This is a genomic window from Azospirillum lipoferum 4B (assembly GCF_000283655.1).
In the GTDB taxonomy this organism is placed as follows: domain Bacteria; phylum Pseudomonadota; class Alphaproteobacteria; order Azospirillales; family Azospirillaceae; genus Azospirillum; species Azospirillum lipoferum_C.
The window spans coordinates 602,767-628,187 of the sequence record NC_016623.1; the positions used below are offsets into that span (position 1 = coordinate 602,767).

Below are 25,421 nucleotides of genomic sequence, written 5' to 3' on the forward strand. Positions count from 1 at the left end.
CGATCCATGTCCGAAGTGTCGACGGGCAAAAACGGGCGGACGGTCAGTCCGCGCCGGTCGAACGGGCGGGCATCCGGGCGGCGGTGGAGCCGCGCAGGATGCAGGTGCCGCCAAGGACGAGGCGGCGGCTGGGGCGGTCCGGCGCCTCCAGCCGTTCGAACAGCAGGGCCATGGCGGAACGGCCGATGTCCTGCACCGGCTGCTCGATCACGGTCAGGCCGGGGCCGACCAGTTCGGTCCAGGGTTCGTTGTCGAAGCCGGCGACCGCGAGCCCGTCCGGGATCGACAGGCCAAGCCGCCGGGCTGCCTTCACCACGCCCATCAGGAACAGGCTGTTGCTGACGACGAAGGCCTCCGGCCGGTCGGGTTCGGCCATCCAGTCGACCACCGCCTCCTCCGCCGCGTCGGCATAGGGGGCGAGGAAACGGGCGGCGGGCGTCAGGCCGCGGGCGGCCATGGCGGCGCGATAGCCGTCGTGACGCTCCTGGCCGGTGGTGCTGGTGTTGCCGAACAGGCCGGCGATGCGGCGATAGCCCTGGGCATGCAGATGCTCGACCAGCATCGCCGCGGCGCGCGGGTTGTCGAGCACCACCGCGTCGTGCCGCCCGGTCGGCGCGTTGCGGTCGATCAGCACGACGGGGAAATCCAGGTCGAGCCCGTCCAGCCGGTCAAGCGTGCTGCGGGTGGGGGCGAAGATCAGGCCGGTGATCCGCTCCTCCTGCATCAGGCGTAGATACAGCTCCTCCCGCTCCGGATTCTCGTCGCTGTTGCACAGGATGACGCGCATGCCGGCGCGGTAGGCCGCATCCTCCACCGCGCGGCTGACGGCGGTGAAGAAGGGGTTGCGGATGTCCGACACCACCAGGCCGATGGTCTGCGAATGCTGGGAGCGCAGGCGCCGCGCCGACAGGTTCGGGCGGTAGCCGGTGGCGCGCACTGCGTCCTCCACCCGCTTGCGCAGCGCCTCGCTGACCGGGCCGTTGCCGAGCACGCGCGACACGGTGGCGACCGATACGCCGGCGGCCAGGGCCACATCCTTGATGCCGGCGGTTTTTCCCGAGACGCTCATGTCCAGACCGATCGTGTGGGGGATGCCCCGATTGAGGGGGTGCAACCTTAGCGGCGCCGGCCAGGGATGACCAGGGCGCGGCACATTTCGAGAAGCTCTCTGAAAACGTTTCCAGTGCCTTGGTGTAAACATCCCCCATTTTCGTGCGGCTGACAAGCCGCTCATCCCGGAAAAAACCATATGCTGCAACGCAACAAGCGTTGACAGCGGAACTGTAATCGTTTTCAGTAGGTCTCAAGAGTTTACACAAGAACTTGCGGAGGAGACGGTCGCCATGGCCACCGACACGCACCCCCTTAGCCTTCCCCCGGATCTGGTCCGCCTGGGCGCCGCCCCGGCCGGGAAGGAGGCGGCGATCCGCGAGGCGGCTCAGCTTCTGATCGCCGCGGGCTGCATCGATCCCGCCTATGCCGACAGCATGATCCGGCGGGAATCGGTGGCGAACACCTTCCTCGGCCATGGCGTCGCCATCCCGCACGGCATGGTGGACGACCGCAATCTGGTCCGCCGCAACGGCATCGCCATCCTGCAGGTGCCGGACGGCGTGGTCTGGAACGAGGGGCAGACCGCAAGGCTGGTCGTGGCCATCGCCGCGCAGTCCGATGCCCACATCGCCATCCTGCGCCGCCTGACCCGCCTGATGCAGGACGAGGAACGGCTGGGCGCCCTGTTCACCACCACCGATCCGGCCGATCTGGTCGCCGCCTTGTCGGACGAGTCCGCGATGCCGGCCGCTCCCGCATCGGAGGCCGGCGACCTCGCCGAGACGTTCGAGTGGGTGGTCGATTACCCGACCGGCCTGCATGCCCGCCCCGCCGCCGCCTGGGTGGAGACCGCCCGCGCCGCCGCCGGCCGCGTCCGCATCCGCCATGGCGCGGAGGTGGCGGACGGCAAGACGCTGGTGGCCTTGCTGCAGCTCGGCCTGCGGCCCGGCGACCGCATCACCGTCTCCACCGACGGTCCGGATGCGCGCGCCGTGCTGAACCGCCTGCGCGCGACCATCACCGGCCTGAGCGCGCGGGAGAAGGCGGACGCCGCCGCCGCGGCGCGCAAGGCCAAGGCGGTGGTGCAGGGCTGGACCCCGCCGGCCGCTGCGGGCCGCGAGATGCCCATGATCGCCGGCATCGGCGCCAGCCCCGGACTCGCCATCGGTCCGGTGCATGTGATGCCGAAGGCCGATTTGACCGTGCCCGACCGCCCGGCCCCGCTGCTGGAGGGCGGCAACCGCCTGCACGAGGCGCTGAACCTGACCCGCCAGCAGCTGAAGGCGCTGGCCGACGACACCGCCCGCCGCCTTGGGCCTGCCGAGGCCGGGATTTTCGCCGCGCAGGCGGAACTGCTGAACGACACCGACCTGATCACGCTGGCCTGCCAACTGATGGTGGAGGGGCATGGCCCCGGCTGGTCGTGGAACGAGGCCGTGGAACGCAGCGCTGCGACGCTGGCCGCCAACCCCAACCCGCTGCTGGCCGCCCGCGCCGCCGACCTGCGCGACGTCGGCCGCCGGGTGCTGACCCGCATCGATCCCGACCTGCGCGGCGGCTCCATCCGCGACCTGCCGGACACGCCCTGCATCCTGATCGCCGACGACCTGTCGCCGTCCGACACCGCGGCGCTCGACATGGGGCGCGTCATCGGGCTGGCGACGGCTCAGGGCGGCCCGACCTCCCACACCGCGATCCTGGCGCGCACGCTGGGCCTGCCGGCGATGGTGGCGGGCGGCGCTGCGCTGACCGGGCTTGCCGACGGCACCGCCGCCATCCTCGACGGCCAGTCCGGCAGGCTTTATCTGGACCCGTCGGACGCCGACCTTGCCGCCGCCCATGGCTGGATCGAGGAGCAGCGCGTCAAGAAGGCCCAGCAGGAGGAGCGGCGCGGCCTGCCCGCCCGCACCCGCGACGGCCACACGGTGGAGATCGGCGCCAACGTCAACCGGCCCGATCAGGTGGCCATGGCCCTGTCCCAGGGTGGCGAGGGCGTCGGCCTGATGCGCACCGAGTTCCTGTTCCTGGAGCGCGGCGACGCCCCCAGTGAGGAGGAGCAGTATGAGACCTACCGCGCCATGCTGGAGGCGCTGGACGGCCGTCCGCTGATCGTCCGCGCGCTCGACATCGGCGGCGACAAGCAGGTGCCGCACCTGCAGCTGCCGCACGAGGAGAATCCCTTCCTCGGCGTGCGCGGCGCCCGCCTGCTGCTTCGCCATCCGGAACTGCTGGAGCCGCAGCTGCGCGCCCTCTACCGCGCCGCCAAGGGGGCGAAGCCGGGTGCGCTGCTGATCATGTTCCCGATGATCACCACCCTGCGTGAGATCGAGACCCTGCGCGCCGTCTGCGACCGCATCCGGGCGGAGCTGGACGCGCCGGCGGTGCCGCTGGGCATCATGGTCGAGGTGCCGGCCGCCGCCATCCAGGCCGATATGCTGGCCCGCCATGTCGATTTCTTCTCCATCGGCACCAACGACCTGACGCAATACGCGCTGGCCATCGACCGCCAGCATCCCGAACTGGCGGCGGAGGCCGACAGCCTGCACCCGTCGGTGCTGCGCCTGATCCGCATGACGGTGGACGGTGCCGAGAAGCATGGCCGCTGGGTCGGCGTCTGCGGCGGCATCGCCGGCGACCCGTTCGGCGCCGCCCTGCTGGCGGGGCTGGGCGTGCGCGAGCTGTCGATGACCCCGCGCGACATTCCCGGCGTCAAGGACCGGCTGCGCGACAGCGACCTCGCCGGGCTGCAGGATCTCGCCCGGCGCGCGCTGGATTGCGACTCCTCCGACGAGGTGCGGGCGCTGGAGGGGGGTGCGTCATGACGAAACCGGTCGTCACCGTCACCCTGAACCCGGCCATCGACCAGACCATCACGGTGGAGGCGCTGAAGCCCGGCAGCGTCCACCGCGCCAAGGCGGTGCGCCACAATGCCGGCGGCAAGGGCGTCAACGTCGCCAGCTGCCTTGCCGACTGGGGCACGCCGGTGGTCGCCACCGGCCTGCTCGGCAGCGGCAACGCAGCGCCGTTCGAGGCGCTGTTCCAGGCCAAGGGCATCGCCGACGCCTTCCTGCGGCTGCCGGGAGAGACGCGCGTCAACATCAAGATCGCCGACCTCGCCGCCAACGACACCACCGACATCAACCTGCCGGGGCTGAGCGCCGATGCCGGCGCTCTCGACCGGGTGCGCGAGGCCGTGCTGGGGCTGCTGGAGCCGGGGACGCCGGTCCTGCTGGCCGGCAGCCTGCCCGACGGATTGCCGGCCGACGCCTATGCCGGGCTGACCGCCGATTTCACGGCGGCCGGCGCGCGGGTGGTGCTGGACAGCAGCGGGGCTCCGCTGGCGGCGGCGCTGGCCTCCACCGGCGCGTTGCCCCACTGCATCAAGCCGAACCGCCACGAGTTGGAGGATTGGGCCGGCCGGCCGCTGCCGACCGACGCGGATCTTCTGGAGGCGGCGCGTGGCCTGCAGCGGCGCGGCGTGGCGGTGGTGGTGGTCTCGCTGGGGGCGGACGGGGCGCTGTTCGTCAGCGGCGAGCGTGCGCTGCACGGGCGTCTGCCGCCGGTGACGGCGCTGAGCACCGTCGGGGCGGGCGACGCGATGGTTGCCGGGCTGATCGCCGCCTTCCAGATGAATGGCGGGCTGGAGGATGTGGCGCGCCTGTCGGTGGCCTTCGCCGCCGCCAAGCTGGGCTGCTTCGGCCCGAACCTGCCCGATCCGGCGACGGTGCGGTCGCTGGCGGCACAGGTGGCGCTGACGTCGCTTGGCTGATCGGGGCCTACTGATCCGGGCTGGCCCGATCCGGGTGTGCCGACTTTGCATTGCCGATGGTATCGGACGAGATTGAACACAGTGGACTCAACACAGTGGCAGGGGCGGGACCGAACCCGCCAGGAGGAAACAATGGCGAACCTGTTGGCCGTGATCGCGGCGGGCGATCTATCCACCCAGGCCGTTCTGGCGGCCGAAGCTCTGCGCAAGGCTGCGGCCTCGCTGGGCCATGGCATCCAGGTGGAGATCCGCACCAGCCTCGGCATCCAGTCCCCGCTCGACGCCGCGGCGCTGTCCAAGGCCGAGGGCGTCATCCTGATCGGTGGCGGCGACCTCGACGAAGGCCGCTTCGCCGCGTTGAAGCGCAGCACCGCCTCGCTCGACGAGGTGCTGGCCGGCCCGGCTGCGGTTCTGGAACGGGCGCTGGGCGCCGCTCCCGCAGCGCCCGCCGCCGCGGCCCCGCGCCGGATCGTCGCCATCACCTCCTGCCCCACCGGCATCGCCCACACCTTCATGGCGGCCGAGGGCATCCAGCAGGCGGCGACCGCGCTGGGCCACAAGGTCCGGGTGGAGACGCAGGGCTCCGTCGGTGCGCGCGACACGCTGACCGACGAGGAGATCCGCGATGCCGACGTCGTCCTGATCGCCGCCGACACCCAGATCGACCTGTCCCGCTTCGCCGGCAAACGCGTGTTCCTGAGCGGCACCAAGCCAGCCATCAACGACGGCAAGGCCCTGGTCACCCGCGCGCTGGCCGAGGCCAAGCCGCATGGCGCCCCCGGCGGCGCTTCCGGCAGCGCCGTTCCGCTGGCCGATGCGGTCGCCGCCGGCAAGGCGGAGCGGTCGGGCCAGCGCACCGGCCCCTACAAGCACCTGATGACCGGCGTGTCCTTCATGCTGCCCTTCGTGGTGACCGGCGGCCTGCTGATCGCGCTGGCCTTCGCGCTGGGCGGCATCTACGTCTATGAGGAATCCAACGCCGGAACCCTGGGCTATGCCCTGTTCCAGATCGGCGCCAAGGGTGCCTTCGCCCTGATGGTGCCGGCGCTGGGCGGCTACATCGCCTATTCCATCGCCGACCGGCCCGGCATCGCCCCCGGCATGGTGGGCGGCATCCTCGCCGGCAGCATCGGCGCCGGCTTCCTGGGCGGCATCGTCGCCGGCTTCATCGCCGGCTACGGCACAGCCTTCCTCAACCGGCACATCAAGCTGCACCGCAACCTGGAAGGGCTGAAGCCGGTTCTGATCCTGCCGCTGCTGGGTTCGCTGCTGACCGGCCTGCTGATGATCTACGTCGTCGGCACCCCGGTCGCCGAAGCGCTGGGCTGGATGAGCGCCTGGCTGAAGGGCATGCAGGGAAGCAGCGCCATCCTGCTCGGCCTGCTGATCGGCGCGATGATGGCTTTCGACATGGGCGGTCCGGTCAACAAGGCGGCCTATGCCTTCTCCACCGGCCTGATCGCGTCGCAGGTCTACACCCCGATGGCCGCCGCCATGGCCGCCGGCATGGTTCCGCCCCTGGGTCTGGCGCTGGCCACCAAGCTGTTCGCCGACCGCTTCACCGCGGAGGAACGCGAGGCCGGCAACGCCGCCGCCGTGCTGGGCATCGCCTTCATCACCGAGGGCGCCATCCCCTTCGCCGCCCGCGACCCGCTGCGCGTCATTCCGGCGCTGATGATCGGGGCGTCGCTGACCGGCGCCATCTCCATGGCGATCGGGGCGGAGCTGAAGGTCCCCCATGGCGGCATCTTCGTGCTGCCGATCCCGAACGCGGTCACGCATCTGCTGGGCTATGTGGTCGCCCTGGTGGTCGGCACAATCTTGACGGCCGTGGCGCTGCGCGTGCTGAAGAAGCCGGTTGCCGCAGCGGCTGCGCCGAAGCCGGCGGTGCAGGGCGCAGGCGCACATGCCTGACCCCATCCATTCCTGAACCGTTTCCTCTCGGGCGTCCTCCCGAAGCCTTGCCCCTCTCCGCCCCGCGCGGGGAGGGGTTTTCTTTTTCGCGAAAATTCCGCGCCAGCTTTTGCCGGCCCGTCCGTGTGATCCGTCACGACATCGCCCGGAGTGACGACCCATGCTCGACGAAAAGCCCGATGTGATGCTGGGCAACATGCTGCTGCACGTGAACCTGCTGGCCCTTGGCACGCTGATGACCAAGATGATGGCGGAACTGTTCCGCAAGGACGGGGACCCGGCCGGCAAGGCGGACGAATGGCTGCGCCTGTTCGAGGCGACCGCCGCCCAGATGACCTTCGCCGGCGAAACGCCGGAATGGAGCGATCTGACGGCGCAGGAATTCCGCGACGTGCTGATGCAGCACATCCACCGCGCCCGCGCCATGGCGCTGGGGGAGGAATGCGATCCGCGCGCCTATCTGCGTCATCACGGTTGAGTCCGCCGCATCCATTCTGGCCGACGACTAAAGTGAAGCCCCTGCGATAAGAAAAATTGCGCAGTCGCGCAGGAGTTCTCCGCCGCTTCCGTACCAACGAACAGATGCGGTTCTGACACCGCAGACCAGTTCATTGACGGAACGGCGACGACCATGGACGGGAACGCGACACGGCGTACCGAAGGCCTTCTGCGTCTTGCGGTCCAGCATCACAATGCCGGACAGATGGAGCGGGCGGAGCGGTTTTACCGCGAAATCCTGCGGATCGACCCGTCGCACGGCGACGCCGCCCATCTGCTCGGCCATATCGTCTTCCAGGATGGGCGCCGCAAGGATGCCACCCGGCTGTTCGACACGGCGGCCCGTTCCAACATGCTGGTCGGCTCCTACCATCTGGTGCTGGGACAGGCGCTGATGGAGGAGGGGCGGGCGGAGGCGGCACTCGCCAGCGCCCGCCGCGCGCTGATCCTCAACCCCGACGACGCGGACGTGCTGTGCCTGCTGGGGGCCATCCTGGGAAGGCAGGGGCGGCCGGCGCCCGCACTTCGCTGCTACCGCACCGCCGCGCGGCTGGTGCCGGGTGCCGCCGAACCGCGGTTGGGCATGGGGCGGGCGCTGGAGGATTTGCGGCAGGCGGGCGCCGCACTCGGCTGCTACCGGCTGGCGGCACGGATGAGGCCGCAGGACCCAGCCATCCGCATCGCGCTCGCGAATGCGCTGCGCCGCTGTGGCCTGCTCGGCGAAGCGGCATCCGCCTATCGCGAGACGCTGCGGCTGGGCGTCGACAACGCCTCGGTCTGGGCCAATCTGGGCGCCACGCTGCAGGGGCTGGGCAGGCTTTCCGATGCGGAGGCGGCTTATGTCCAGGCTCTGCGCCGCCAGCCCGACCATGCCGAGACCCGCAACAATCTGGGCCTGCTGCTGCATGCGCAGGGTCGCCACGCCGACGCGCGGCAGCGGTTCCGCGCCGCTCTGGCGCTCGATCCAGCCCATCTGCCGGCGCTGGTCAATCTCGGCCTGGCGGAAGCGGCGCTCGGTCGCTACGACCTTGCGGAACGGTGGCAGCGCCGCGCCATCGCCCGCGACGGCCGTCAGGCCGAAGGCTGGAACAACCTTGGCAACGCCTGCAAGGCGCAAGGACGGCGCGAGGAGGCGGAAGACTGCTGGAAACGCGCATTGGCGCTGAATCCCGCCTTCGCCGACGCGCTCGGCAATCTCGGTGCGAACCTCTCGGACAAGGAGGAGTTCGCGCCGGCAGTGGTGCAGGTGCGCCGCGCTATCCGGCTGCTGCCGGGCCATGCGCCGCTTCATGCCGTTCTGGCCTATGCGCTGAACGGCGCGCAGCGGACGGCGGAGGCCGGGGCCGCCTGCCGCCATGCGCTGGTGCTCGCCCCGGCGCTGGCCGATCCGCTCTGCACCCTTGGGCTGGCGGAACAGCGGCAGGGCCGTGCCGATGCCGGCCGCTGGTTCGAGCGTGCGGTCACCTCGGCCCCCGGCCATGCCCTGGCCCGCTTCAACCGCGGGCTGCTGTCGCTGGAGCGCGGGGCGCTGAGCGACGGCTGGGCCGACTATGCCTTCCGCTTCAAGGCGGGGCGGGTGCGTCCCGAACGGCGCTTCACCATCCCGGAATGGACCGGCCAGCCGCTGGCCGGCAAACGCCTGTTCGTCTGGCGCGAGCAGGGGGTGGGGGACGAGTTCCTGTTCGCCTCCTGCTATCCCGACCTGATCAAGCTGGCGGGAAGCGTGGTGATCGAATGCGAGCGCCGGCTGGTTCCGCTGTTCGCCCGCTCCTTCCCCAAGGCCACCGTGCGCGCCGAGCAGCCGCCTTGCGGACTGGTGGAGGCGGAAACCGTCGACTGCGACTATCACATCCCGGCCGGCTCGGTCCCGCGGCTGCTGCGGGAGCGGCTGTCGGCCTTCCCGGCGCGCTCCTGCTGGCTGTTCGCCGACGGCGGCCGCGTCGCCGATTGGCGGGAGCGGCTGGACGGCGCCGGCGACGACCTGCGCGTCGGCATCAGCTGGCGCAGCCAGCTGATGACCGCCGACCGCCGCGGCGCCTATCTGCCGCTGGATGCCTGGGGACCGGTCTTCGCCGTGCCCGGCGTCACCTTCGTCAACCTGCAATATGACGACTGCCGGCGCGAAATCCTCGATGCGGAAGGCCGCTTCGGACAGCCGATCTATGGCTGGACCGGGCTGGACCTGCGCGACGATTTCGAAGAGACGGCTGCCCTGGTCTCGGCGCTCGACCTCATCATCGCGCCGGCCAATTCCGTGGCGGAGCTGGCCGGTGCGCTGGGTGTGCCGGTCTGGCGCTTCGGCCATCGCGACTGGACGCAACTCGGCACCGGGGGGCGGCCCTGGTATCCGTCGATGCGCCTGTTCCAGCCGCTGGCCGGCCAGGGCCTGGAACAGGCGATGGATCGCATCGCGGCGGAGCTGCGGCGGGTGGCGGGGCGCTGACCGTACGCGGAAAAGCTACATCAGCCGCGTCGGCTGATCGCCATCCTCGTCGAAGCCGCGTTCCGAGGGCGGCAGGCGGAAGGCGGCGGCGAAGATGCGGTCGGCGAGGCCGGGCGGGGGGCGATCCTCCGACCGGCCGAGCGCCAGTTCCATCGTCACCATCTCGTCCAGCATCGCCTGCGCCTTGACCGAACGCAGAAGAAGGCGCCGCGCATCCCGGGCCGCATCGGCGGGCCAGAGTGCGAGGTCGCCCCCGTGGCGATCGAGCCGATCGCGAAACTCCTCATCCGTCATCGAATGAATCCCTGGCCGCCTGCGCACTGGCGCGCAGCAGCAGCCGGAGCTGCTGGCGCGCACGTTTCAAAAGGGATTCTACAGCACCTATGCTGATTTGCATAACGCTCGCGATGTCGGCGTTGCTTAAATTCTCGTAATAAAACAACGTCACCGCGGCGCGCTGCTGCGGGGTCAGCTTGTTCTGGGCATCCAGGAGGCGCGCGGCGACCTGCCGGCGGTGGATGGTGCTCACCGCGTCGGGCGCGGCGTCCGACGGTTCCGCCACCGCGTCCAGATCCTGGCCGACAGGCCGCCTCTTGTGGTCGATGCAGCGGTTCACCACCACCCGGTAGAGCCAGGTGGTGAAGCGGGCGCCGCCGTCGTCGGTCCATTGGGCGCGGCGTTGCCAGACCTGCAGGAAGGCATCCTGCACGACGTCCTCCGCCTCCGCCTCGTTGCCGGTCAGGCGGCGGGCCAGCGCATAGGTGCGCTTCAGGTGGCGGTGGACCAGGCGCCGGTAGGCCGTCTGGCTGCCGGACCGGATCTGCGCCATGAGCGTCTCGTCCGGCTCCTCGCCCAGTGGAACGATGGCGCCGGCGGGGGTCCCCCGCGTCACCTCGCCGGTCATTGCCAGTCCGCGATTGGCCAGTCCGCGATTGGCCAGTCCGGAATCGGCCAGTCCGGGATCGGCGCGCCCGCAGTCGTCCGACCGGCGCCTGGCATCAAGCCGAGAGTCCGCCATGAGCATGATCCATCGTTCTCCCGACGACGGATGCATGCGGCCCTTTGGCCGGGGCACCGACGACAGTGGAAGGCCCGCCGCGTTCTGCGGCGATGGCCTGCCAGGCCTTCAGCATGAAGGAGGTCTGGCTGATGAGTGAGTCGCAGGCCGCAACCGGATCCTTCCGGCTGGCGGCGGCGCCCGCCTGTGCGATCAGCCGGCGATAGAACCGCCGGAGCGTCCAGGCAACATCCTCATATTTGTCGAAAATTAGAATGGAATCAAGACCCGCGAACACCATCACGGCGCGCTGGATGGCCACATGATGGTCTTCGAAGCGGCGCGCGGCCGCGGCGTCGCGGGCGGCGTGCAGGTGGATCATCGCCCGCTCGTAAAGCCGGACCACGGCGACCAGCGGCGGCACCGTGCTGTTGGCGACGGCATAGGCGTTCAGGGCTTTCGAATAGGCGGAGTTGCGCATGGCGCCGGGTCCTCGTGATGGGGAAGAGCCTTGCTTTCGGAAGGGCTGGGGTCGGTCGTACTGAGACCGCTCAGCTGTCGTCGTCCTCGCTGTAGGTCAGCTGTTTCAGCAGCAGGGCCGCGGTTTCGGCCGCCGCCTCCAGCCGGGCGTAATAGGCGGTCAGCGTCGTGCGGTAGGTTTCGGCCTTGGTGCGGATGTCGTCCGACCGGCTCTGCAGGGTGGTGTCCTGGGCCTCCAGGTCGTCGATGGCGGTGGTGAGGTCGCTGTCGTAGTCGGCGGCCGCAGCATCGATGGCGCTGTACAGCGTGTCGGCCAGTCCCTGGGAGAAGTCGACGTCGACGCTGCCGCTGCTGCCGGTGTAGACGAGCACGATGCCCTCATAGGCCGTGCCTTCGGCGCCGATGATGCGGTTGCCGCTGACGGTGAACAGGCTGCTGTCGCCATCGACCGAGGCGGAGGTCAGCGTCCCGTCCTCGCCCCGGACGATGTCGAGGGTGAAGGACTGTGGCGTCTGCGCGGTTTCGTAGCGCAGCAGGGACAGCTGGCTCGACGAAGACGTCATATTGAGGCCGAGCAGCTGCTTCACTGCATCCAGGTCGGAGCTGAGGACGCTGTTCAGCGTGTCCTCGTCCAGCTCCAGATTGTTGGTGCTGTCGAACGTGATGCCGAGGGAGGCAAGGGACAGCACGGTCCCGTCGTCAGTGGCGATCGTGGTGTTCAGCGCGCTCGATACCGACTGCGTGATCTGGCGCAGCAGGCTGTCGGCGAACAGCGTCGCATCCTCGCTCGCCTCGCCGTCCGAGGTGGTCGATTGCTGGGTGACCACGAAGTCGCGATAGGCGTTGTAGGCATCGACGAAATCGGTGATCGCGGTCTTGATCGACGACAGGTCGGTCGAGATCTCCATCGAGACCGCGGTGTCCGGGCTGGCGCTGTAGAGATTCAGCGTCACGCCCTCGATGGCGTCGTCGATGGTGTTGGAACTGCGGGTGATGGTGACGCCGTCGATCTCGACGATGGCGTCCTGGACCGCGACCAGTTCGTTCTTGATCGCGCCGTCGTCATCGGTGAGGCCCAGCGAGGACAGCACCCCGTCGCCGCCGTCGGTCAGCGTGATCTCTTCGCCGGTGTTGTTGGCGGTCAGGATCAGCTGATAGCCGCTGTCGCTGACCTGCACGATGCTGGCGGTGACCCCGCTCGTCGATTTCTGGGAGTTGATGGCATCGCGCAGGTCGGTCAGGCTGTCGTCGCTTTCCATCGAAATGGTCACGGCGCTGCCATCGGCCGCCTGCAGCGTGAAGCTGCCGGAATACCCCATCGCGTCGGTCTTGCTGCTGGCGCTGTCGGCGGCGATCTTGTGCTTCGTCGCGATCTGCTGCACCACCACCGAATAGGTCCCGACCTCGGTATCGTCGTCCACCGTCGCGCTGAACACGTCGTCGTCGCCGATATAGGCGGCGCGCTGGCTGAACAGGTTGCTGGAGGCGCCGGTCGATGTGCTGCGGTTGCGCAGACCGTCCAGCGATTCGTTCACCGTCTGCAGAAGGTCCTGCAGGTCGGTGTAGGCGGTGATCTTCGCCTCGTTCGCGGTGATCTTGGCGTCGATCCGGTCGGCCTTGGTCAGGCGCGCGTTGACCTTCGCCTCGATCAGCAGGGAATAGTCGATTCCCGTGCCGGAATCGCTGGAGGTCAGCGCCGAATAGCCGGTGCTTGCGGCGGTGGTCGTCGTGCTGGTGGTCGAGGTGACTGTGGTCATGGCGACGGTAATCCCCCGGATGGTCATCCTTCTCCGGCTGCCGGTATCGCGGCGGCCGGGGAAGGATGAGCGCGGCGGTTGTAGAGGCCGCCGGATGGCGGCGCCCCGCGGTGATGTGAGGCTGGGCGGGGCGCGCCGGCGCGGCGGCCGGCCAACCGTCAGCGCAGCAGGGAGAGCAGGTTTTCCGGCATCGAGTTCGCTTGCGACAGGACGGCGATGGCCGCCTGGGTCAGCACCTTTTCCGAAGCGAGCTGCGATTGCTGGGCCGCCACGTCGACGTCCATGATCGCGGATTGCGCCGCTTCGGTGTTCTCGATGGTGGTGTCGATCATGTCGCTGCGGAACTCGAAGCGCGAGATCAGCGCGCCGACATCGGCGCGGGCGTCCGACAGGCTGGTCACCGCGGTGTCGAGCGCGGTCAGCGCGGCGGCGGCGGTGGCCGACGTGCCGACATCCAGCGTGTTGATGCCCAGCCCGGTGGTGGTCACGTCGCCGATGGTCACCGTGATGTTGTCGGTGTCGGTGGTGCCGACGCGGAAGCTCACGCCCGACGCCCATTGTTCGGTGCCGTCGAGCAGCGATTCGTCGTTGAATCGGGTGCCGGACGCGATGCCGTCGATTTCGTCCTGCAACTGCTGGAATTCGGCATCCAGATAGGCGCGCTCGTTGTCGGTGACCGAACCGGAGAGCGACTGCGTCGCCAGCGAGCGCATGCGCTGCACGATGTCGGAGATGCTGGACATGCCGCCGTCGGCGGTCTGCAGGATCGACGAGCCGTGCGAGGCGTTGGTGGCTGCCTGGTTCAGCACGGTGATGTCCGACTGCAGCGAGGTGCCGACGGCGAGGCCGGCGGCGTCGTCCGACGCCTTGGTGATGCGCGAGCCGCTGGCGATCTTCGACACCGAATCCGACTGGTTTTCGGAATTGATGTTCAGATAGCGAAGCGCCGAATTGGATGCCGTGTTGGTCGTGATGACGGGCATGATCTGGTCTCCTGATCGAACCGGGGCCGTTTCGGCGACCCTCACCGGGACTCACGGGGGACGCGGCGGAAACTGGCGGGGTTTTTCGATTGGGGTAGAAGTTTTTTGCGGGCGCCCTCGCAGCGGTCACAGGTAGTCGGACAGGCTGTTCTCTTCGAGGATCTTCATCAGGCTCATGGTCGCCTCCAGCGAGGCCTGGAGCTGCGACAGCCTGGTGGTTGATTCGGCCAGATCGATGCTGCGGATGTCGTCGACCTGGGTCTGCAGCACCAGCTGCTCGTCCACATGACGGTCGATGGTGTTTTCCAGCGACGCGCTGGCGGCGCCCAGCTTGGCCTGGACGATGGTCAGGCCGTCGGTCGCGTCGGATGCCAGCGTCGTCGCTTCGGCCAGCAGATCCTCGTCCACCGGATCGGTCGACATGTTGGCGATCAGGCTGAAGGCGCGCAGGGCCTGTTCGAAGGCCGGATCGTCGGCGGTCACGCCGTAGGACAGAACGAAATCGTCGGCAGCCTGGAAATGCGCGACCGTGGAATCGCCCTGGTAATAGCCGGTGTCGGAGCTGGACGGATAGGTTTGGGCAGCATAGCTGTCGAGATCCACCGCCGTCCGGTCGGTGCGCCCGCCGGCGAACAGGTAGCGTCCGTCCTGCTGTGTGTTCATCAGGCCGGCGAGCTCCTCCATCAGCTGGCCGGCTTCCGCCACCACGCCCTCGACCCCGGCGGCATTGTCGCCCATCAGTCCGGTGATCAGCGCGCTGAGGCGGGAGGTCAGGTCGGTCATGCTGCCGACCGCGTCGTACATCGACTGGATGCGGCCGTTCACGACCTCGCCCTCGTCGACATACTGTTCCAGGCGGCGGTAATGGCTTTCCAGATTGACCAGCCGGCTGCTGTCGGTGGCGATGCCCTTGTAATCGGTGGAGTTCAGGCCCGACGCCGACCGGATCTGTTCGGCCGCCACCTTGGCTTCGGCCTTCAGCATGTACTGGACGAGCGTGTTCTGATGGTTGTAGGTCGCGACCCGTTCCATCGCGGTCTCCTTTACTGAACCATGTCCAGCGCCGTGTCGAACATCTCCTGCAGCGTCTTCATGACCGCGGCTGCGGCCTCGTAGGCGGATTGCAGGGTGGAGATCGCAGCCGTCTCCTCGTCGACATTGACGCCGCTCCGGGACGAAAAGGTCGTCTCCAGGCTGCTGGTGTAGGTTTCCTGGCTCTCCAGGGCGCTGGCTGCCGTCTCGGCGAGCGTAGCGGCACCCTGGATGACGGCGCCGGCATAGCCGGCGAAGGTGGTGCTGCGGGCACTCAGGCCCCCGGCGGCATCGAAGGAGCGGCTGGTCGAGAAGGCGGCCGACAGCGCGCTGGCGATGGAGCCCTCGCCGCTGGTCAAGGCCGTATCCCCGGCGGTCAACCCGCTGGTGGAGGACAGGACGCCGGTGGCGAGCAGGCTGCTGTCGGCGGAGATGCGCGCCGCCACCTCGATGTCGGAGGCGCCGGTTCCGGTCAGCAGGTCGTTCAGGCCGTAGGCGTCGGAGAAGGCGCCGGTCGTCCCGTCGTTGGCGTCGCCGCCGAGCGCGATGCCGTTGCTGGAACTGTCGGCGGAGATCACCAGCTTGCCGTCGGCGGAGATCGAGGCGGAGGCGTTGCTCATCGTGTTGATGGCGTCCACCACGTCCTGCAACGTCGACATGGTCGACAGGTCGATGTCCAGAACCTCCGCCGCCGTGCCGCTGCTGTCGGTGACGGCGACCCGCAGCGTGCCGCTGGTGACCTTGAGTGCGTCGCCGGCCGATACCGTTTCGGTTCCCGTCAGTGTCTGCGGTGCCGGATAGGAGGTGCCCTGGTTCTGGATGCCGTTCAGCGTGTCGATCAGCGAGGTCGCCAATTCGTCCAGGGCGGCCTGCTGGGCCGGCAGATCGCTGTCGCGCAGCTGCACCAGCGCGCCGAGCGAGCCGCCCAGCGAGGAGCCGGTGATGTCGGTGCCGTTCAGCATGATGCCGTTGAAGCCGCTGCTGCCGCTGGCGCTGTAGGTCGTATCGGCGCTCACCGAGGAGGCCGGCGTGTAGGACAGCTCGTGCACCGCGCTGTCGAGCAGCGACTTGCCCGACGCGGTGGAGATGCGCATCAGCCCGCTGTCGTCGACCTGATAGGTGACGTCGAGATCGGAGGCGAGAGACTTCAGCGCCGTGTTGCGCTGGTCCTCCAGGTCGGTGACGTTCTGGCCGAGCGCCTTGCCCTTGACGATCTGCTCGTTCAGGTCGTCGATGCTGTGCAGCGTCTCGTTGATGCTGTCGACGGTGGTGGCGATCTCGTCGTCGGCCTGGGCGCGCAGCGACTGGACGGTGGAGGAGGTGCTGCGCAGCGTCTCGGCCAGGTCGGACAGGTCCTGCACGGTCGCGGCCTTGGCGCTCCCGCTTTCCGGCGAGGTGGCGAGCGTGCCCAGCGTGTCGGCCAGCGCGTCGATCATCGAGCCGATGTCGGTGCCGGTGCTGTCATCGTCCGCCGTCACGCTGCCGAGTGACGATTGCAGCTGGTCGAGATAGCTGTCGCGCGTTTCGGCATAGCCGAGGTCGGACTCCGCCGACACGATGGTCTTCAGCAGATAGCGGTCGACATTGCTGGAGACGGAGGTGATGTCGACGCTGGAGATTCCGGTCCCGGTGTCGCGGGTGACGGTGGAGGAGGTCTTGCGGGTATAGCCCTCGGTATCGGCGTTGGCGACATTGGAGGAGGCGACCGCCAGCCCGACCTCGGACGTGCGCAGAGCCGATGTGGCGATGGATCCGGCGACGCGAAGCGACATGGCGCGGTCTCCCTCTCCTTCGTTGCGGGGTCAGACCGTCACGCCGACGGCATGGCCGGTGGTGCGCATGGCCACCCGTGCGCCGTACCGCGCACCCGGACCGCAGGCGACGCCGTAGACGCCGGCCGGCGCGGTGGAGGCGGCGCGCAGGGCGGCGCCGATGGCGTTCTGGCGGGCGCGGTGGACCTTGATCTGGGCCTCCATCACCCGCATGCGGGCGGCAAGCGCCGGCAACACCTGCCCGGCGGCGGCCTTGGCCGCGCCGCGTACCGCCGGGGCGACGCGCTTGCTGCGGACCTGTGCCAGCGCATCGGCCAGCCGGTCCTTCCAGGTCCTCAACAGGGTCTGCATGTCGCCCGCCGCCAGCAATGCGTCGCGCGGACGGCCTTCCCGTACCGCCGCCTCGGCCCGTGCCGCCGTCCGGTCCAGTTCGGCGACGAAGTCTTCCAGCACCTGCACCGCATCGACGCGCAGGAAGATCGTGGGGGCGTCCGGAACGGTCGAGGCGGCGGGCGCCGCGGCCTTCGTCAGCTTCAGCTCGGCAGGCTGGGACTTCGCCGCCGCGGGCTTTTGGGGTGCCGGTTTGCGCAGGGTCTGCTTGAGCGCCATGGCGAAGGCTCCGGGGTTGTGATGTCGGGTTCCACGGCGGGCGGGGCGAAAGCTGGCGCTGTATTTTTTTTTAAGGAGAGCCGCCCTGTCAGCGGCGTACGGCCATCGCCTTGCCATAGGCGCTGACCGCGGCATTCGCGGCGCGGCCGCGGTGGATGCGGGCGGCGAGGCTACGCTTTTCGCTGCCCAGCCGGTCGATCAGCGAGATCAGATCGTCGGCAAGGGCCAGCCGCTCGGCCCGCGTGCTGCTGCGGGCCAGCAGCGACCGCGCATGCGCCACCAGCCGGCGATGTTCCAGCAGCAGGGAGTCGGCGCGGGTGAACCCTTCGTCCGGTGCGGCGGCCATGGCGTCACCGCTTCATCGAGATCAGCGTGTCCAGCATGTCCTGCGCCGTCGTCATCACCTTGGATGCGGCGGAATAGGCCTGCTGGGCGACGATCATCCGGCTGAACTCGTCGGTCAGTTCGACGGTCGAGCTTTCCAGGGAGCCGGCCTCGATGTCGCCGGCCTTGCCGTCGCCCGCGGTGCGCAGCTGGTAGCTGCCGGATTCGTAGGTCTGGGTGAAGGTGGTTCCGCTCTCGCTGTCCAGCCCGTCGGCATTGGCGAAGGTCGCGATCGGGATCTGGTAGATCGCCCGCGTTTCGCCGTTGTCGAAGGTGGCGCGCACCACGCCTTCGCTGTCGATGGTGGTGCCGGTCAGCGTGCCGGGCTCGTAGCCGTCCTTGGTCGCCGTCCAGTCGCCGATTTCCGGTTCATCCTCGCCGGACGTGTACTGCGTCAGCCCGTCGATGCCGTCGGCGGTGCCGAGATCCATCGAGACGCTGCTGTCGGCGGCGCCGGTCGTCCATCCGGTGACGGAGAAGGCGATGGCGGAGGGATCGACCGCCGTGCCGTTCTGGGTGGCGCCGGCCAGCGACCCGTCGTCGTTGAACTCGATCGTGATCGGGAAGCCGGAAATGGTGCCGGTCGTGGTCGTTCCATCGTTGGAGCTGACCGGGTTGGCGGCATCGACCGACCATGTGTTGTCGGCGGTCTTGCTCCAGGTCATGGTGACGGAGTGGCTGTTGCCCAGCGCGTCGAACATCTCGACATCGGAGGTGAAGCTGTCGCCGGTTTCGGCATCGGACGGCAGATTGGCCTCGATCCCGAGGGTGGAGGTCGCCTTGGGCGTGCCCTTGATGTTGGAGAGATTGATCGATTCCAGGCTGTCGACCGAGGTCTTGTTGCCGGCGCTGACATTGCCGCTGTCGTCCAGCTTCCAGCCCGAGAGGTAGTAGCCCTCCGAATTCACCAGATACCCGTCGGAATCGGCGCTGAACGAGCCGTTGCGGGTGAAGTAGGTTCCGCCGTCGGCCGTGTCGTCCGACACCACGAAGAAGCCCTCGCCGTTCACCGCCAGATTGGTGGTGACGCTGGACGTTTCGATCTCGCCCTGGCTGCTGATGCTGCGGCTGTTCGAGGCGATGACGCCGCCGACCTGCTCGTCGACCGTGGTGGTCTTGTTGATGTAGGAGGTGAACTCGGTGACGGTGCCCTTGAAGCCGGTGGTGCTGGAATTGGCGATGTTGCTGGAGATGCTGGCGAGCGCCTTGCTCTGGGCGGTCAGCCCGGACACGGCGCTGTACATGGCGCTGGTGATGCTCATCGCGGCACCTGTCGTCTGGAATTCGGGGAGGGGAGGAGAGGTCAGGACACCGACAGCACGTCGTCGGACGACAGGCTGACGCCGCCGACGCTCAGCACCGCGGTGCCGGACGAGCTGTCGACCGAGGTCACGGTGCCCTTGAAGCGCGTCGTCGTGTCGATGGCCTTGCCGTTGGCGTCGAGGGCCTTGACCGTCAGTGTGTAGGTGCCGCTGCTGTAGCTGCTGCCGTCGGTGCCGATGCCGTCCCAGGTCACTTCATGGGTGCCGGCATCGGTGGAGGAACTGACGTCGCTGTAGACCGTGTTGCCGCTGGAATCGGTGATGGTGAGCGTCACCGACGACGCTTCGGAATCGAGGTCGTATTCCCAGGTGGCCTCGCCGTCCTGCAGCGGCGTGGTGGAGCCTTCGGCCTCCACCGTCTTGCCGTAGTAATTGATGGCGCTGCTGCCGGACCCGAGCGACGAGCTCACCGAGCTGGCAAGGTCTGAGACCGTGCTGTTCAGCTCGTCGAGCTTGTCGTTGGTCGTCATCTGCTGTTCCAGCCCGGAAAGCTGGACGAGCTGGGTGGTGAAGGTGGTGGTGTCCACCGGGTTCGTCGGATCCTGGGTTTCCAACTGCTTCAGCAGCAGGGTCAGGAACGTCTCGTAGCTTTCGCTGACGCTGGACGACGAACTGGTCGACGACGAACTGCTGGACGACGAGGAGGACGTCGTGGTCGTCGAGGACGTGGAAGTGACCGAATCCACCAGCATCGCGCTCTCCACCCAATCGCGGCCCGTTCGCGGACTCCGGGATGGGGTTCGCGTCGGTTCAGGCCGGTGTCGTTCCGGGAGGGGCGACGGGCAGGCGCCGCCCCGTTCGTTCTGTGGCTATCCACGGAACGGCGGGCGAAAGCTGGCGCGGTTTTTTTCGGGAAAAATGCGGTGTGCATAAAAAGCCCCGGCGGGACGGGGTCCGGCCGGGGCGAAAAGGCAGGTGAGACGACGATGACCGCAGGGATGAACGGTTGCAAGGCAGCCGTTGCGGGAGTCCCGTCAGCCGGCGCGGCGCAGGTCGGAGCGACCGGGGGAGGTCGCGGGCCGGTGCGCGGCGGTGACGGGGAAGGCCAGGACCGACGGGCGGCCGTCGGACACCCGCAGGGCATCCGCAGGCTCCCGGCCGTTCAGCAGCCACTGGTAAGCGGCGGCGATGGCGACCCGGTCGCGGCCCTCCGTCGGGAGGACGCGCAGGCCGGTGGCCGTCTCGCTGCCGGCCGTGCCGCCGCTGCGGCGGACCGCATCGCACAGCGCGTGGCCGAGCCGGAGGTCCGGCACCAGAACCGCGCTGAACCCGGCCTGGGCCAGGACCGACGCCAAAGCACCCAGATGGGACGGCGGCAGGGGGGAAGTGCCGACCTCCCGCAAATCCAGGAACAGGCGGGAGCCCGTGCCGGCGCCGGACAGCGCATTGCGCAGCGTCCCGAGCCAGGCGGAGGGGGGAGCAAGAGGAAGGCCGGTGCAGGCGACGGCGTGGAGACCCCAGTCGGTGGCTGCGACGGTCATGTCCTTCATGCTCTTCCCCTTCGGTCAGGTCCGGGCCGCTTTCAGGACCGCTCCGCCGGTTCCGCCGCCTGGGGGGACGGGAGGGGGCCGGTGGAGCGGTCCTAGGGGAAGAGTATAGGGAGGAATCCTAACAATCGGTAACGCAAACTAGTTTCGGGACTGTAATCCACATTCCGGATTCAGCATCCGATCGGCTGTCCGTCCGCCGCCCGTTGCAGAAGCAAAGCGGATGGGCGCCATTGCGGTCCGCCGATGTCGCGGTGGTAACGTTGCACGGATGCTGCGATTTTGCCCAGCCCCTCGCGGTCGGCCCAGAACAGCAGGCCGCCGCGCCAGGATGGAAAGCCGTAGCCGTGCAGCCAGATTGCGTCGATGTCGACCGGCCGCGCGGCGATGCCCTCCTCCAGAATCTTGGCGGCCTCATTGACCATGACGTAGAGGCAACGTTCGCGAACCTCCTCGTCGCTGACGGCGCGCGGGGCGATGCCGCGATTTCGGCGGTCCTCCTCGATCACCGCCGCCACCTCCGGATCGGGGATGGGGGTGCGGCTGCCGGGTTCGTAGCGGTAGACGCCGGCCGAGGTCTTCTGGCCGTAGCGGCCGCGTTCCGCCAGCACGTCCAGCCAGTTGGGCGCCTGCGCCTCCGGATCGCCGGCCTTGCGGCGCTCCTCGCGGATGCGCCAGCCGACATCGATGCCGGCAAGGTCGGTCATCGAAAAATGGCCGAGCGGGAAGCCGAACTCCGTCAGCACGCGGTCGACCTGCTCGGGGCTGGCGCCTTCCTCGACCAGCGCCATCGACTCACGCCCGCGCTGGTGCAGGATGCGGTTGCCGACGAAGCCGTAACAGACGCCGACCGCCACGCCCACCTTGCCGATCCGCCGCGCCAGACCCATCACGGTTGCCAGGACGGTATCGGAGGTCCGGGCACCGCGTACCACCTCCAGCAGGCGCATGACGTTGGCCGGGCTGAAGAAATGCATGCCCAGCACGTCCTGCGGCCGGCCGGTCGCCGCGGCGATGGCATCGACATCCAGCGTAGAGGTGTTGGTGGCGAGGATCGCGCCCGGCTTGCAGGTGTCGTCCAGCGTCCGGAAGATGGTCCGCTTGACCTCCATGCTCTCGAACGCCGCCTCCACCACCAGATCGGCGTCGGCGAGGTCGCCGTAGGACAGGGTGGGGCGGATCAGGGCCATCCGCTCCTCCACCTGCGCGGCGGTCAGGCGGCCCTTGCGGGCAGTGGCTTCGTAGTTGCGGCGGATGGCGGCGGTGCCGCGGTCCAGCGCCTCCTGCGCGCTGTCGACCAGAACCACCGGGATGCCGGCATTGGCGAAGCACATGGCGATGCCGCCGCCCATGGTGCCGGCCCCGATCACGCCGACCTTGCGGATCTCGCGCGTCGGCGTGCCGGCCGGCAGGCCGGGGACCTTCGCCACCTCGCGCTCCGCAAAGAAGGCGTGGATCAGTCCGGCGCGCTGGGGCGAGTCCATGCAGGCCAGGAACAGTTCCCGCTCCCGCGCCGTGCCCTCGGCGAAGGGCAGGGTGACGGCGGCCTCCACCGCATCGACGATCCGGTGGGGGGAGAACAGCTGCGGCTGACGCTTCGCCAGTTCCGCTCGCTTCGCCGTGAACAGGGCGGGGTCGGTCCCGGCGATGCGGTCGGTGCGGGCGCTGACCGGCTCCGGCATCCGCCCGTCCGCGAGCAGCCGGTCGGCGGTGCGCAGGCCTGCCTCAAGCGGCGAAACATCGTCCTCCACCGCATCGACAAGGCCGATTGTCAGAGCCTCCTCCCCGCCCACCGGGTCACCGGACAGAATCATGTCGAGCGCCTTGGCGGCGCCGACCAACCGCGGCAGCCGCTGGGTGCCGCCGGCGCCGGGCAGCAGGCCCAGCTTCACCTCCGGCAGGCCGAGCTTTGCCGATTTCAGCGCGACGCGGAGATGGCAGGCCAGCGCGACCTCCAGCCCGCCGCCCAGCGCCGTGCCGTGGATGGCGGCGATCACCGGCTTGGTCGAGGCGTCGAGGCGGGCCACCACCTCCGGCAGGGTCGGCGGTGCCGACGGCTTGCCGAACTCGCGGATATCCGCCCCGGCCATGAAGGTGCGGCCGGCACAGACCAGCAGAAGTGCCTCCGCCTCCGCATCGGCAAGCCCCGCCTCCAGCGCCGCCACCAGCCCGCTGCGCACGCCATGGCCGACGGCGTTGACCGGCGGATAGTCCACGGTGATGACGCCGACGCGCCCCTGCCGGGCATACTGGACAGGATTGGACGGAATCGCTTCAGTCTGGGCCGGCGACGGCATCGGCGCTCTCCGAAAAGCCTTGAATCAGGGCACGTCGGCCCGCGGACGGTCAGTCTAGCAGACGACCGGCCGGAATCAAGTTTTCGGAATATGATTTTGCTATACGGAATTTAAGATCATTGCGGGGCCGAGATCCGCATGACGAAGCCTGTCGGCTTGTCGGTTGCACCGAAGGGGCCGGCGACCTTGTTGGCGACCGGGGGCAGGCTTTTCAGATAGACGGCGATGGCGCGGGCGTCCTCGTCGCTGAGCGCGGCGAAGGACATCCAGGGCATGACCGGCGCCAGCATGCGCCCGTCCGGACGCTTGCCGGTGCGGATGGCGGTGACGATCTGCTCCTCCGTCCAGTTGCCGAGCCCGGTCTCCTTGTCGGGGGTCAGGTTGGAGCCGTGGAAGACGCCGAGGCCGGGAATCTCAAGGCCGACCTCCGACCCGCTGAGCGCGCGGGCGAGGTCCGGCTTGCCCAGCAGATGGCCCGGCGTGTGGCAATCGCCGCAGCTGATGACGGTGACGAGATACTTGCCGCGGGCGACGGCGTCGTCGGCCAGGGCAGGACCGGCGAGGGTCGCGGACAGAAGCAGGGCGGACAGGGTGTGGCGGATCATAGGGGTGTGCTCCGGGGAAAAAGACATGGCGGGGTATCGGGCGCTGCGTCAGCCGCCCATCTGCGAGCGGACGGCCGCGACGATGGCGTCGGCCTGCGGGACGAAGGCCTGTTCCAGCGGGAAGCTGGCCGGGGCCGGGGCGTCGGGGCCGGTCAGGCGCAGAACCGGGGCACGCAGGCTGGCGAAGGCCTTTTCCGCCACCAGGGCGGCGATCTCCGCGCCGACGCCGCACAGGCGGCTCGCCTCATGCACCACCACCAGACGTCCGGTCTTGGCGACGGAGCGCAGGATGGCATCCTCGTCCAGCGGCTTCAGGCTGCGCAGGTCGATCACCTCGGCGTCGATGCCGGTGGCCGCCAGTGTGTCGGCGGCGGCCATGCAGGTGCCGACCGTCTTGGCATAGGACACCAGGGTCACGTCGCGGCCCTCGCGCCGCACCGCCGCCTTGCCCAGCGGGATGGCGTTGGCATCCTCCGGCACGTCGCCGGCGCTGTAGCCGAGCGCGATGTCGGCGAAGACCAGCACCGGGTTGTCGTCGCGGATCGCCGATTTCATCAGCCCCTTGAAGTCGGCGGGGGTGGAGGGCATGACGATCTTCAGGCCGGGGCTGTGGACGAACCAGCTCTCCACATTGTGGTTGTGCTGGGCGCCGACGCCCCAGCCGGCGCCGGTCATCGCCAGCACCACCATCGGGAAGCTGAACTGCCCGCCGGAGATGTAGCGCAGCTTGCCGGCGCTGTTGACGATCTCGTCCATGGCATAGCAGAGGAAGGGGGCGAACAGCAGGTCCACCACCGGGCGCAGGCCGGTGGCGGCGGCCCCGGCGGCGGTGCCGGCGATGATGCCCTCCGCCAGCGGGGTGTTGCGGACGCGGGCGGCGCCGAACCGCTCCAGCAGGTCGCGGCGCTTGGTGGCGACGCCTTCGCCGAAGATCATCACGGTGGGGTCGCGCTGCATCTCCTCGGCCAGGGCGGCGGAGATCGCGTCGTTGACGGTCATGGTGGTCATGATGGCGATCCTTCCGCTCAGGCGTAGACGTCGGTGGTCAGGGCATCGGGGCCCGGATAGGGGCTGGCATCGGCGAAGGCGGTCGCGGCCTCCATCGTCGCGCGGACGCGGGACTCCATGGCGGCGACGCCGTCGGCGCCGAGGCGGCCTTCACGTTCCAGCCTCGTGCGCAGGCGCAGGATCGGGTCGCGCTCCCGCCACTGGGCCAGTTCGGTGCGGTCGACATAGGCCTGGTCGTCGGGCTCGAAATGGCCGCGCAGGCGGTAGGTCATCGCCTCCAGCAGGAAGGGCTTGCCGGTGCGGCGGATGCTGTCGATGGCGGTGCAGGCGGCATCGAACACCGCCAGCGGGTCGTTGCCGTCGACCACGGCGCTTTGCACCCCCAGGGCCGCCGCCTGACCGGCGATGCCGTCGGCCAGCATGGTTTCCTTGCGGTGGACGAAGGCCTGCCACTGGTTGTTCTCGCAGACATAGAGGATCGGCAGCGTCCATACCGCGGCGAGGTTCAGCGATTCCTGGAAACGCCCTTCGGTGGCGGCGCCGTCGCCGAAGAAGCAGGCGACGATGCCCGGCTGGTCCAGCATCCTGCGCGACAGCCCGACCCCGGTCGCCAGGGCCAGTTCGCCACCGACGATGGTGGAGGTCAGCACGACGCCCAGATCCTTGGCGGAGATGTGCAGCGACCCGCTCTTGCCGCCGCAATAGCCGTCGCGCTTGCCCATCACCTCCGCCAGCATGCGGCCGGGATCGGCGCCGCGGGCCAGCAGATGGCCGGCGCTGCGGTGGTTGGTGAGGATCAGGTCGTCGGCGGTCAGCGCCGACACGACGCCGACGGCCGGCGCCTCCTGCCCCACCGAGGTGCAGGTTCCGGCGGCGCGGCCGCGGCCATGCAGGTCGATCAGCGTCTCTTCATAGGCCCGGATCAGCATCATGCGTTCCAGGGCCTGGACGGGGTCCAGTGGATGAATGCTCATGGTGGTCTCCCTGAATTCGGGGGACCGTTCGGATGCG

At 69.1% G+C, this 25,421-nt stretch carries 22 protein-coding genes; 5 read left to right on the forward strand and 17 right to left on the reverse strand.

What is annotated here, in order from left to right; genetic code table 11:
- Positions 1–43: 43 nt before the first annotated feature.
- Positions 44–1,069 carry a LacI family DNA-binding transcriptional regulator gene (locus AZOLI_RS24040; protein ID WP_014249805.1) on the reverse strand — a complete coding sequence of 342 codons (1,026 nt, stop codon included), beginning with the start codon at positions 1,067–1,069 and terminating at the stop codon, positions 44–46.
- A 274-nt stretch (positions 1,070–1,343) separates the two neighbouring features.
- Here AZOLI_RS24040 and ptsP point away from each other — a divergent pair, with 274 nt between their 5' ends.
- The 5 genes from ptsP to AZOLI_RS24065 all read left to right on the forward strand — a co-directional run bounded on the left by ptsP (position 1,344) and on the right by AZOLI_RS24065 (position 9,677).
- On the forward strand, positions 1,344–3,875 hold the full coding sequence (ptsP, locus tag AZOLI_RS24045) for a phosphoenolpyruvate--protein phosphotransferase (RefSeq protein WP_014249806.1): 2,532 nt from the start codon (positions 1,344–1,346) through the stop codon (positions 3,873–3,875).
- Complete coding sequence (gene pfkB / locus AZOLI_RS24050) at positions 3,872–4,822, forward strand: 1-phosphofructokinase (RefSeq protein WP_014249807.1); 951 nt, start codon at positions 3,872–3,874, stop codon at positions 4,820–4,822. The genes ptsP and pfkB overlap by 4 nt, the downstream gene beginning before the upstream one ends.
- 132 nt (positions 4,823–4,954) lie before the next feature.
- Complete coding sequence (locus AZOLI_RS24055) at positions 4,955–6,736, forward strand: fructose-specific PTS transporter subunit EIIC (RefSeq protein ID WP_014249808.1); 1,782 nt, start codon at positions 4,955–4,957, stop codon at positions 6,734–6,736.
- 160 nt (positions 6,737–6,896) lie between these two features.
- Complete coding sequence (locus AZOLI_RS24060) at positions 6,897–7,214, forward strand: hypothetical protein (RefSeq protein WP_014249809.1); 318 nt, start codon at positions 6,897–6,899, stop codon at positions 7,212–7,214.
- 153 nt (positions 7,215–7,367) lie between these two features.
- Entirely contained in the window at positions 7,368–9,677 is a 2,310-nt protein-coding gene (locus AZOLI_RS24065) for a tetratricopeptide repeat protein (RefSeq protein WP_014249810.1), read from the forward strand.
- Positions 9,678–9,692: 15 nt separating this feature from the next.
- Here the strand turns inward: AZOLI_RS24065 and AZOLI_RS24070 are convergent, their stop codons facing one another.
- From AZOLI_RS24070 to AZOLI_RS24145, 16 genes are all read right to left on the reverse strand, one after another.
- Entirely contained in the window at positions 9,693–9,971 is a 279-nt protein-coding gene (locus AZOLI_RS24070) for a hypothetical protein (protein WP_014249811.1), read from the reverse strand.
- On the reverse strand, positions 9,961–10,695 hold the full coding sequence (locus tag AZOLI_RS24075) for an RNA polymerase sigma factor (RefSeq protein ID WP_244442627.1): 735 nt from the start codon (positions 10,693–10,695) through the stop codon (positions 9,961–9,963). Before AZOLI_RS24075 ends, AZOLI_RS24070 begins: the two co-directional genes overlap by 11 nt.
- Positions 10,676–11,155 (reverse strand): flagellar export chaperone FliS, encoded by a 480-nt coding sequence (gene fliS, locus AZOLI_RS24080; RefSeq protein WP_014249813.1) that lies wholly within the window; start codon positions 11,153–11,155, stop codon positions 10,676–10,678. Before fliS ends, AZOLI_RS24075 begins: the two co-directional genes overlap by 20 nt.
- A gap of 70 nt (positions 11,156–11,225) precedes the next feature.
- Positions 11,226–12,911: a flagellar filament capping protein FliD gene (fliD, locus tag AZOLI_RS24085; protein ID WP_014249814.1), complete on the reverse strand. Its 1,686-nt coding sequence runs from the start codon at positions 12,909–12,911 to the stop codon at positions 11,226–11,228.
- Between the two features lie 158 nt (positions 12,912–13,069).
- Complete coding sequence (locus AZOLI_RS24090; protein ID WP_014249815.1) at positions 13,070–13,894, reverse strand: flagellin; 825 nt, start codon at positions 13,892–13,894, stop codon at positions 13,070–13,072.
- A gap of 126 nt (positions 13,895–14,020) precedes the next feature.
- The gene (locus AZOLI_RS24095) at positions 14,021–14,926 is read right to left on the reverse strand and encodes a flagellin (RefSeq protein ID WP_014249816.1); all 906 of its coding nucleotides are present in this window, start codon (positions 14,924–14,926) and stop codon (positions 14,021–14,023) included.
- An 11-nt stretch (positions 14,927–14,937) separates the two neighbouring features.
- Positions 14,938–16,698: a flagellar hook-associated protein FlgK gene (gene flgK, locus AZOLI_RS24100; protein WP_014249817.1), complete on the reverse strand. Its 1,761-nt coding sequence runs from the start codon at positions 16,696–16,698 to the stop codon at positions 14,938–14,940.
- Positions 16,699–16,728: 30 nt separating this feature from the next.
- Positions 16,729–17,307, reverse strand: a complete 579-nt coding sequence (locus AZOLI_RS24105; RefSeq protein WP_014249818.1) for a hypothetical protein — start codon at positions 17,305–17,307, stop codon at positions 16,729–16,731.
- An 88-nt stretch (positions 17,308–17,395) separates the two neighbouring features.
- On the reverse strand, positions 17,396–17,653 hold the full coding sequence (locus AZOLI_RS24110) for a hypothetical protein (protein WP_014249819.1): 258 nt from the start codon (positions 17,651–17,653) through the stop codon (positions 17,396–17,398).
- Between the two features lie 4 nt (positions 17,654–17,657).
- Positions 17,658–18,953, reverse strand: coding sequence for a flagellar hook protein FlgE (gene flgE, locus AZOLI_RS24115; protein ID WP_014249820.1), 1,296 nt, complete (start codon positions 18,951–18,953; stop codon positions 17,658–17,660).
- Positions 18,954–18,994: 41 nt separating this feature from the next.
- Positions 18,995–19,705 carry a flagellar hook assembly protein FlgD gene (locus AZOLI_RS24120; RefSeq protein ID WP_044552913.1) on the reverse strand — a complete coding sequence of 237 codons (711 nt, stop codon included), beginning with the start codon at positions 19,703–19,705 and terminating at the stop codon, positions 18,995–18,997.
- Positions 19,706–19,987: 282 nt separating this feature from the next.
- On the reverse strand, positions 19,988–20,503 hold the full coding sequence (locus AZOLI_RS24125; RefSeq protein ID WP_014249823.1) for a hypothetical protein: 516 nt from the start codon (positions 20,501–20,503) through the stop codon (positions 19,988–19,990).
- A 170-nt stretch (positions 20,504–20,673) separates the two neighbouring features.
- Complete coding sequence (locus AZOLI_RS24130; protein ID WP_014249824.1) at positions 20,674–22,797, reverse strand: 3-hydroxyacyl-CoA dehydrogenase NAD-binding domain-containing protein; 2,124 nt, start codon at positions 22,795–22,797, stop codon at positions 20,674–20,676.
- Positions 22,798–22,913: 116 nt separating this feature from the next.
- Positions 22,914–23,402, reverse strand: coding sequence for a c-type cytochrome (locus AZOLI_RS24135; protein ID WP_044552916.1), 489 nt, complete (start codon positions 23,400–23,402; stop codon positions 22,914–22,916).
- A 48-nt stretch (positions 23,403–23,450) separates the two neighbouring features.
- A complete protein-coding gene (locus AZOLI_RS24140; RefSeq protein ID WP_014249826.1) occupies positions 23,451–24,410 on the reverse strand; it encodes an alpha-ketoacid dehydrogenase subunit beta in 960 nt (319 codons plus the stop codon).
- A 17-nt stretch (positions 24,411–24,427) separates the two neighbouring features.
- Positions 24,428–25,384: a thiamine pyrophosphate-dependent dehydrogenase E1 component subunit alpha gene (locus tag AZOLI_RS24145; RefSeq protein WP_014249827.1), complete on the reverse strand. Its 957-nt coding sequence runs from the start codon at positions 25,382–25,384 to the stop codon at positions 24,428–24,430.
- Positions 25,385–25,421 lie beyond the last annotated feature (37 nt).

Coding starts and splice junctions, on each gene's coding strand:
- AZOLI_RS24040 (WP_014249805.1), bottom strand. CDS start 1,069: ATGAGCGTCTCGGGAAAAACCGCCGGCATCAAGGATGTGGCCCTGGCC.
- ptsP (WP_014249806.1), top strand. CDS start 1,344: ATGGCCACCGACACGCACCCCCTTAGCCTTCCCCCGGATCTGGTCCGC.
- pfkB (WP_014249807.1), top strand. CDS start 3,872: ATGACGAAACCGGTCGTCACCGTCACCCTGAACCCGGCCATCGACCAG.
- AZOLI_RS24055 (WP_014249808.1), top strand. CDS start 4,955: ATGGCGAACCTGTTGGCCGTGATCGCGGCGGGCGATCTATCCACCCAG.
- AZOLI_RS24060 (WP_014249809.1), top strand. CDS start 6,897: ATGCTCGACGAAAAGCCCGATGTGATGCTGGGCAACATGCTGCTGCAC.
- AZOLI_RS24065 (WP_014249810.1), top strand. CDS start 7,368: ATGGACGGGAACGCGACACGGCGTACCGAAGGCCTTCTGCGTCTTGCG.
- AZOLI_RS24070 (WP_014249811.1), bottom strand. CDS start 9,971: ATGACGGATGAGGAGTTTCGCGATCGGCTCGATCGCCACGGGGGCGAC.
- AZOLI_RS24075 (WP_244442627.1), bottom strand. CDS start 10,695: ATGGCGGACTCTCGGCTTGATGCCAGGCGCCGGTCGGACGACTGCGGG.
- fliS (WP_014249813.1), bottom strand. CDS start 11,155: ATGCGCAACTCCGCCTATTCGAAAGCCCTGAACGCCTATGCCGTCGCC.
- fliD (WP_014249814.1), bottom strand. CDS start 12,911: ATGACCACAGTCACCTCGACCACCAGCACGACGACCACCGCCGCAAGC.
- AZOLI_RS24090 (WP_014249815.1), bottom strand. CDS start 13,894: ATGCCCGTCATCACGACCAACACGGCATCCAATTCGGCGCTTCGCTAT.
- AZOLI_RS24095 (WP_014249816.1), bottom strand. CDS start 14,926: ATGGAACGGGTCGCGACCTACAACCATCAGAACACGCTCGTCCAGTAC.
- flgK (WP_014249817.1), bottom strand. CDS start 16,698: ATGTCGCTTCGCGTCGCCGGATCCATCGCCACATCGGCTCTGCGCACG.
- AZOLI_RS24105 (WP_014249818.1), bottom strand. CDS start 17,307: ATGGCGCTCAAGCAGACCCTGCGCAAACCGGCACCCCAAAAGCCCGCG.
- AZOLI_RS24110 (WP_014249819.1), bottom strand. CDS start 17,653: ATGGCCGCCGCACCGGACGAAGGGTTCACCCGCGCCGACTCCCTGCTG.
- flgE (WP_014249820.1), bottom strand. CDS start 18,953: ATGAGCATCACCAGCGCCATGTACAGCGCCGTGTCCGGGCTGACCGCC.
- AZOLI_RS24120 (WP_044552913.1), bottom strand. CDS start 19,705: ATGCTGGTGGATTCGGTCACTTCCACGTCCTCGACGACCACGACGTCC.
- AZOLI_RS24125 (WP_014249823.1), bottom strand. CDS start 20,503: ATGAAGGACATGACCGTCGCAGCCACCGACTGGGGTCTCCACGCCGTC.
- AZOLI_RS24130 (WP_014249824.1), bottom strand. CDS start 22,797: ATGCCGTCGCCGGCCCAGACTGAAGCGATTCCGTCCAATCCTGTCCAG.
- AZOLI_RS24135 (WP_044552916.1), bottom strand. CDS start 23,402: ATGATCCGCCACACCCTGTCCGCCCTGCTTCTGTCCGCGACCCTCGCC.
- AZOLI_RS24140 (WP_014249826.1), bottom strand. CDS start 24,410: ATGACCACCATGACCGTCAACGACGCGATCTCCGCCGCCCTGGCCGAG.
- AZOLI_RS24145 (WP_014249827.1), bottom strand. CDS start 25,384: ATGAGCATTCATCCACTGGACCCCGTCCAGGCCCTGGAACGCATGATG.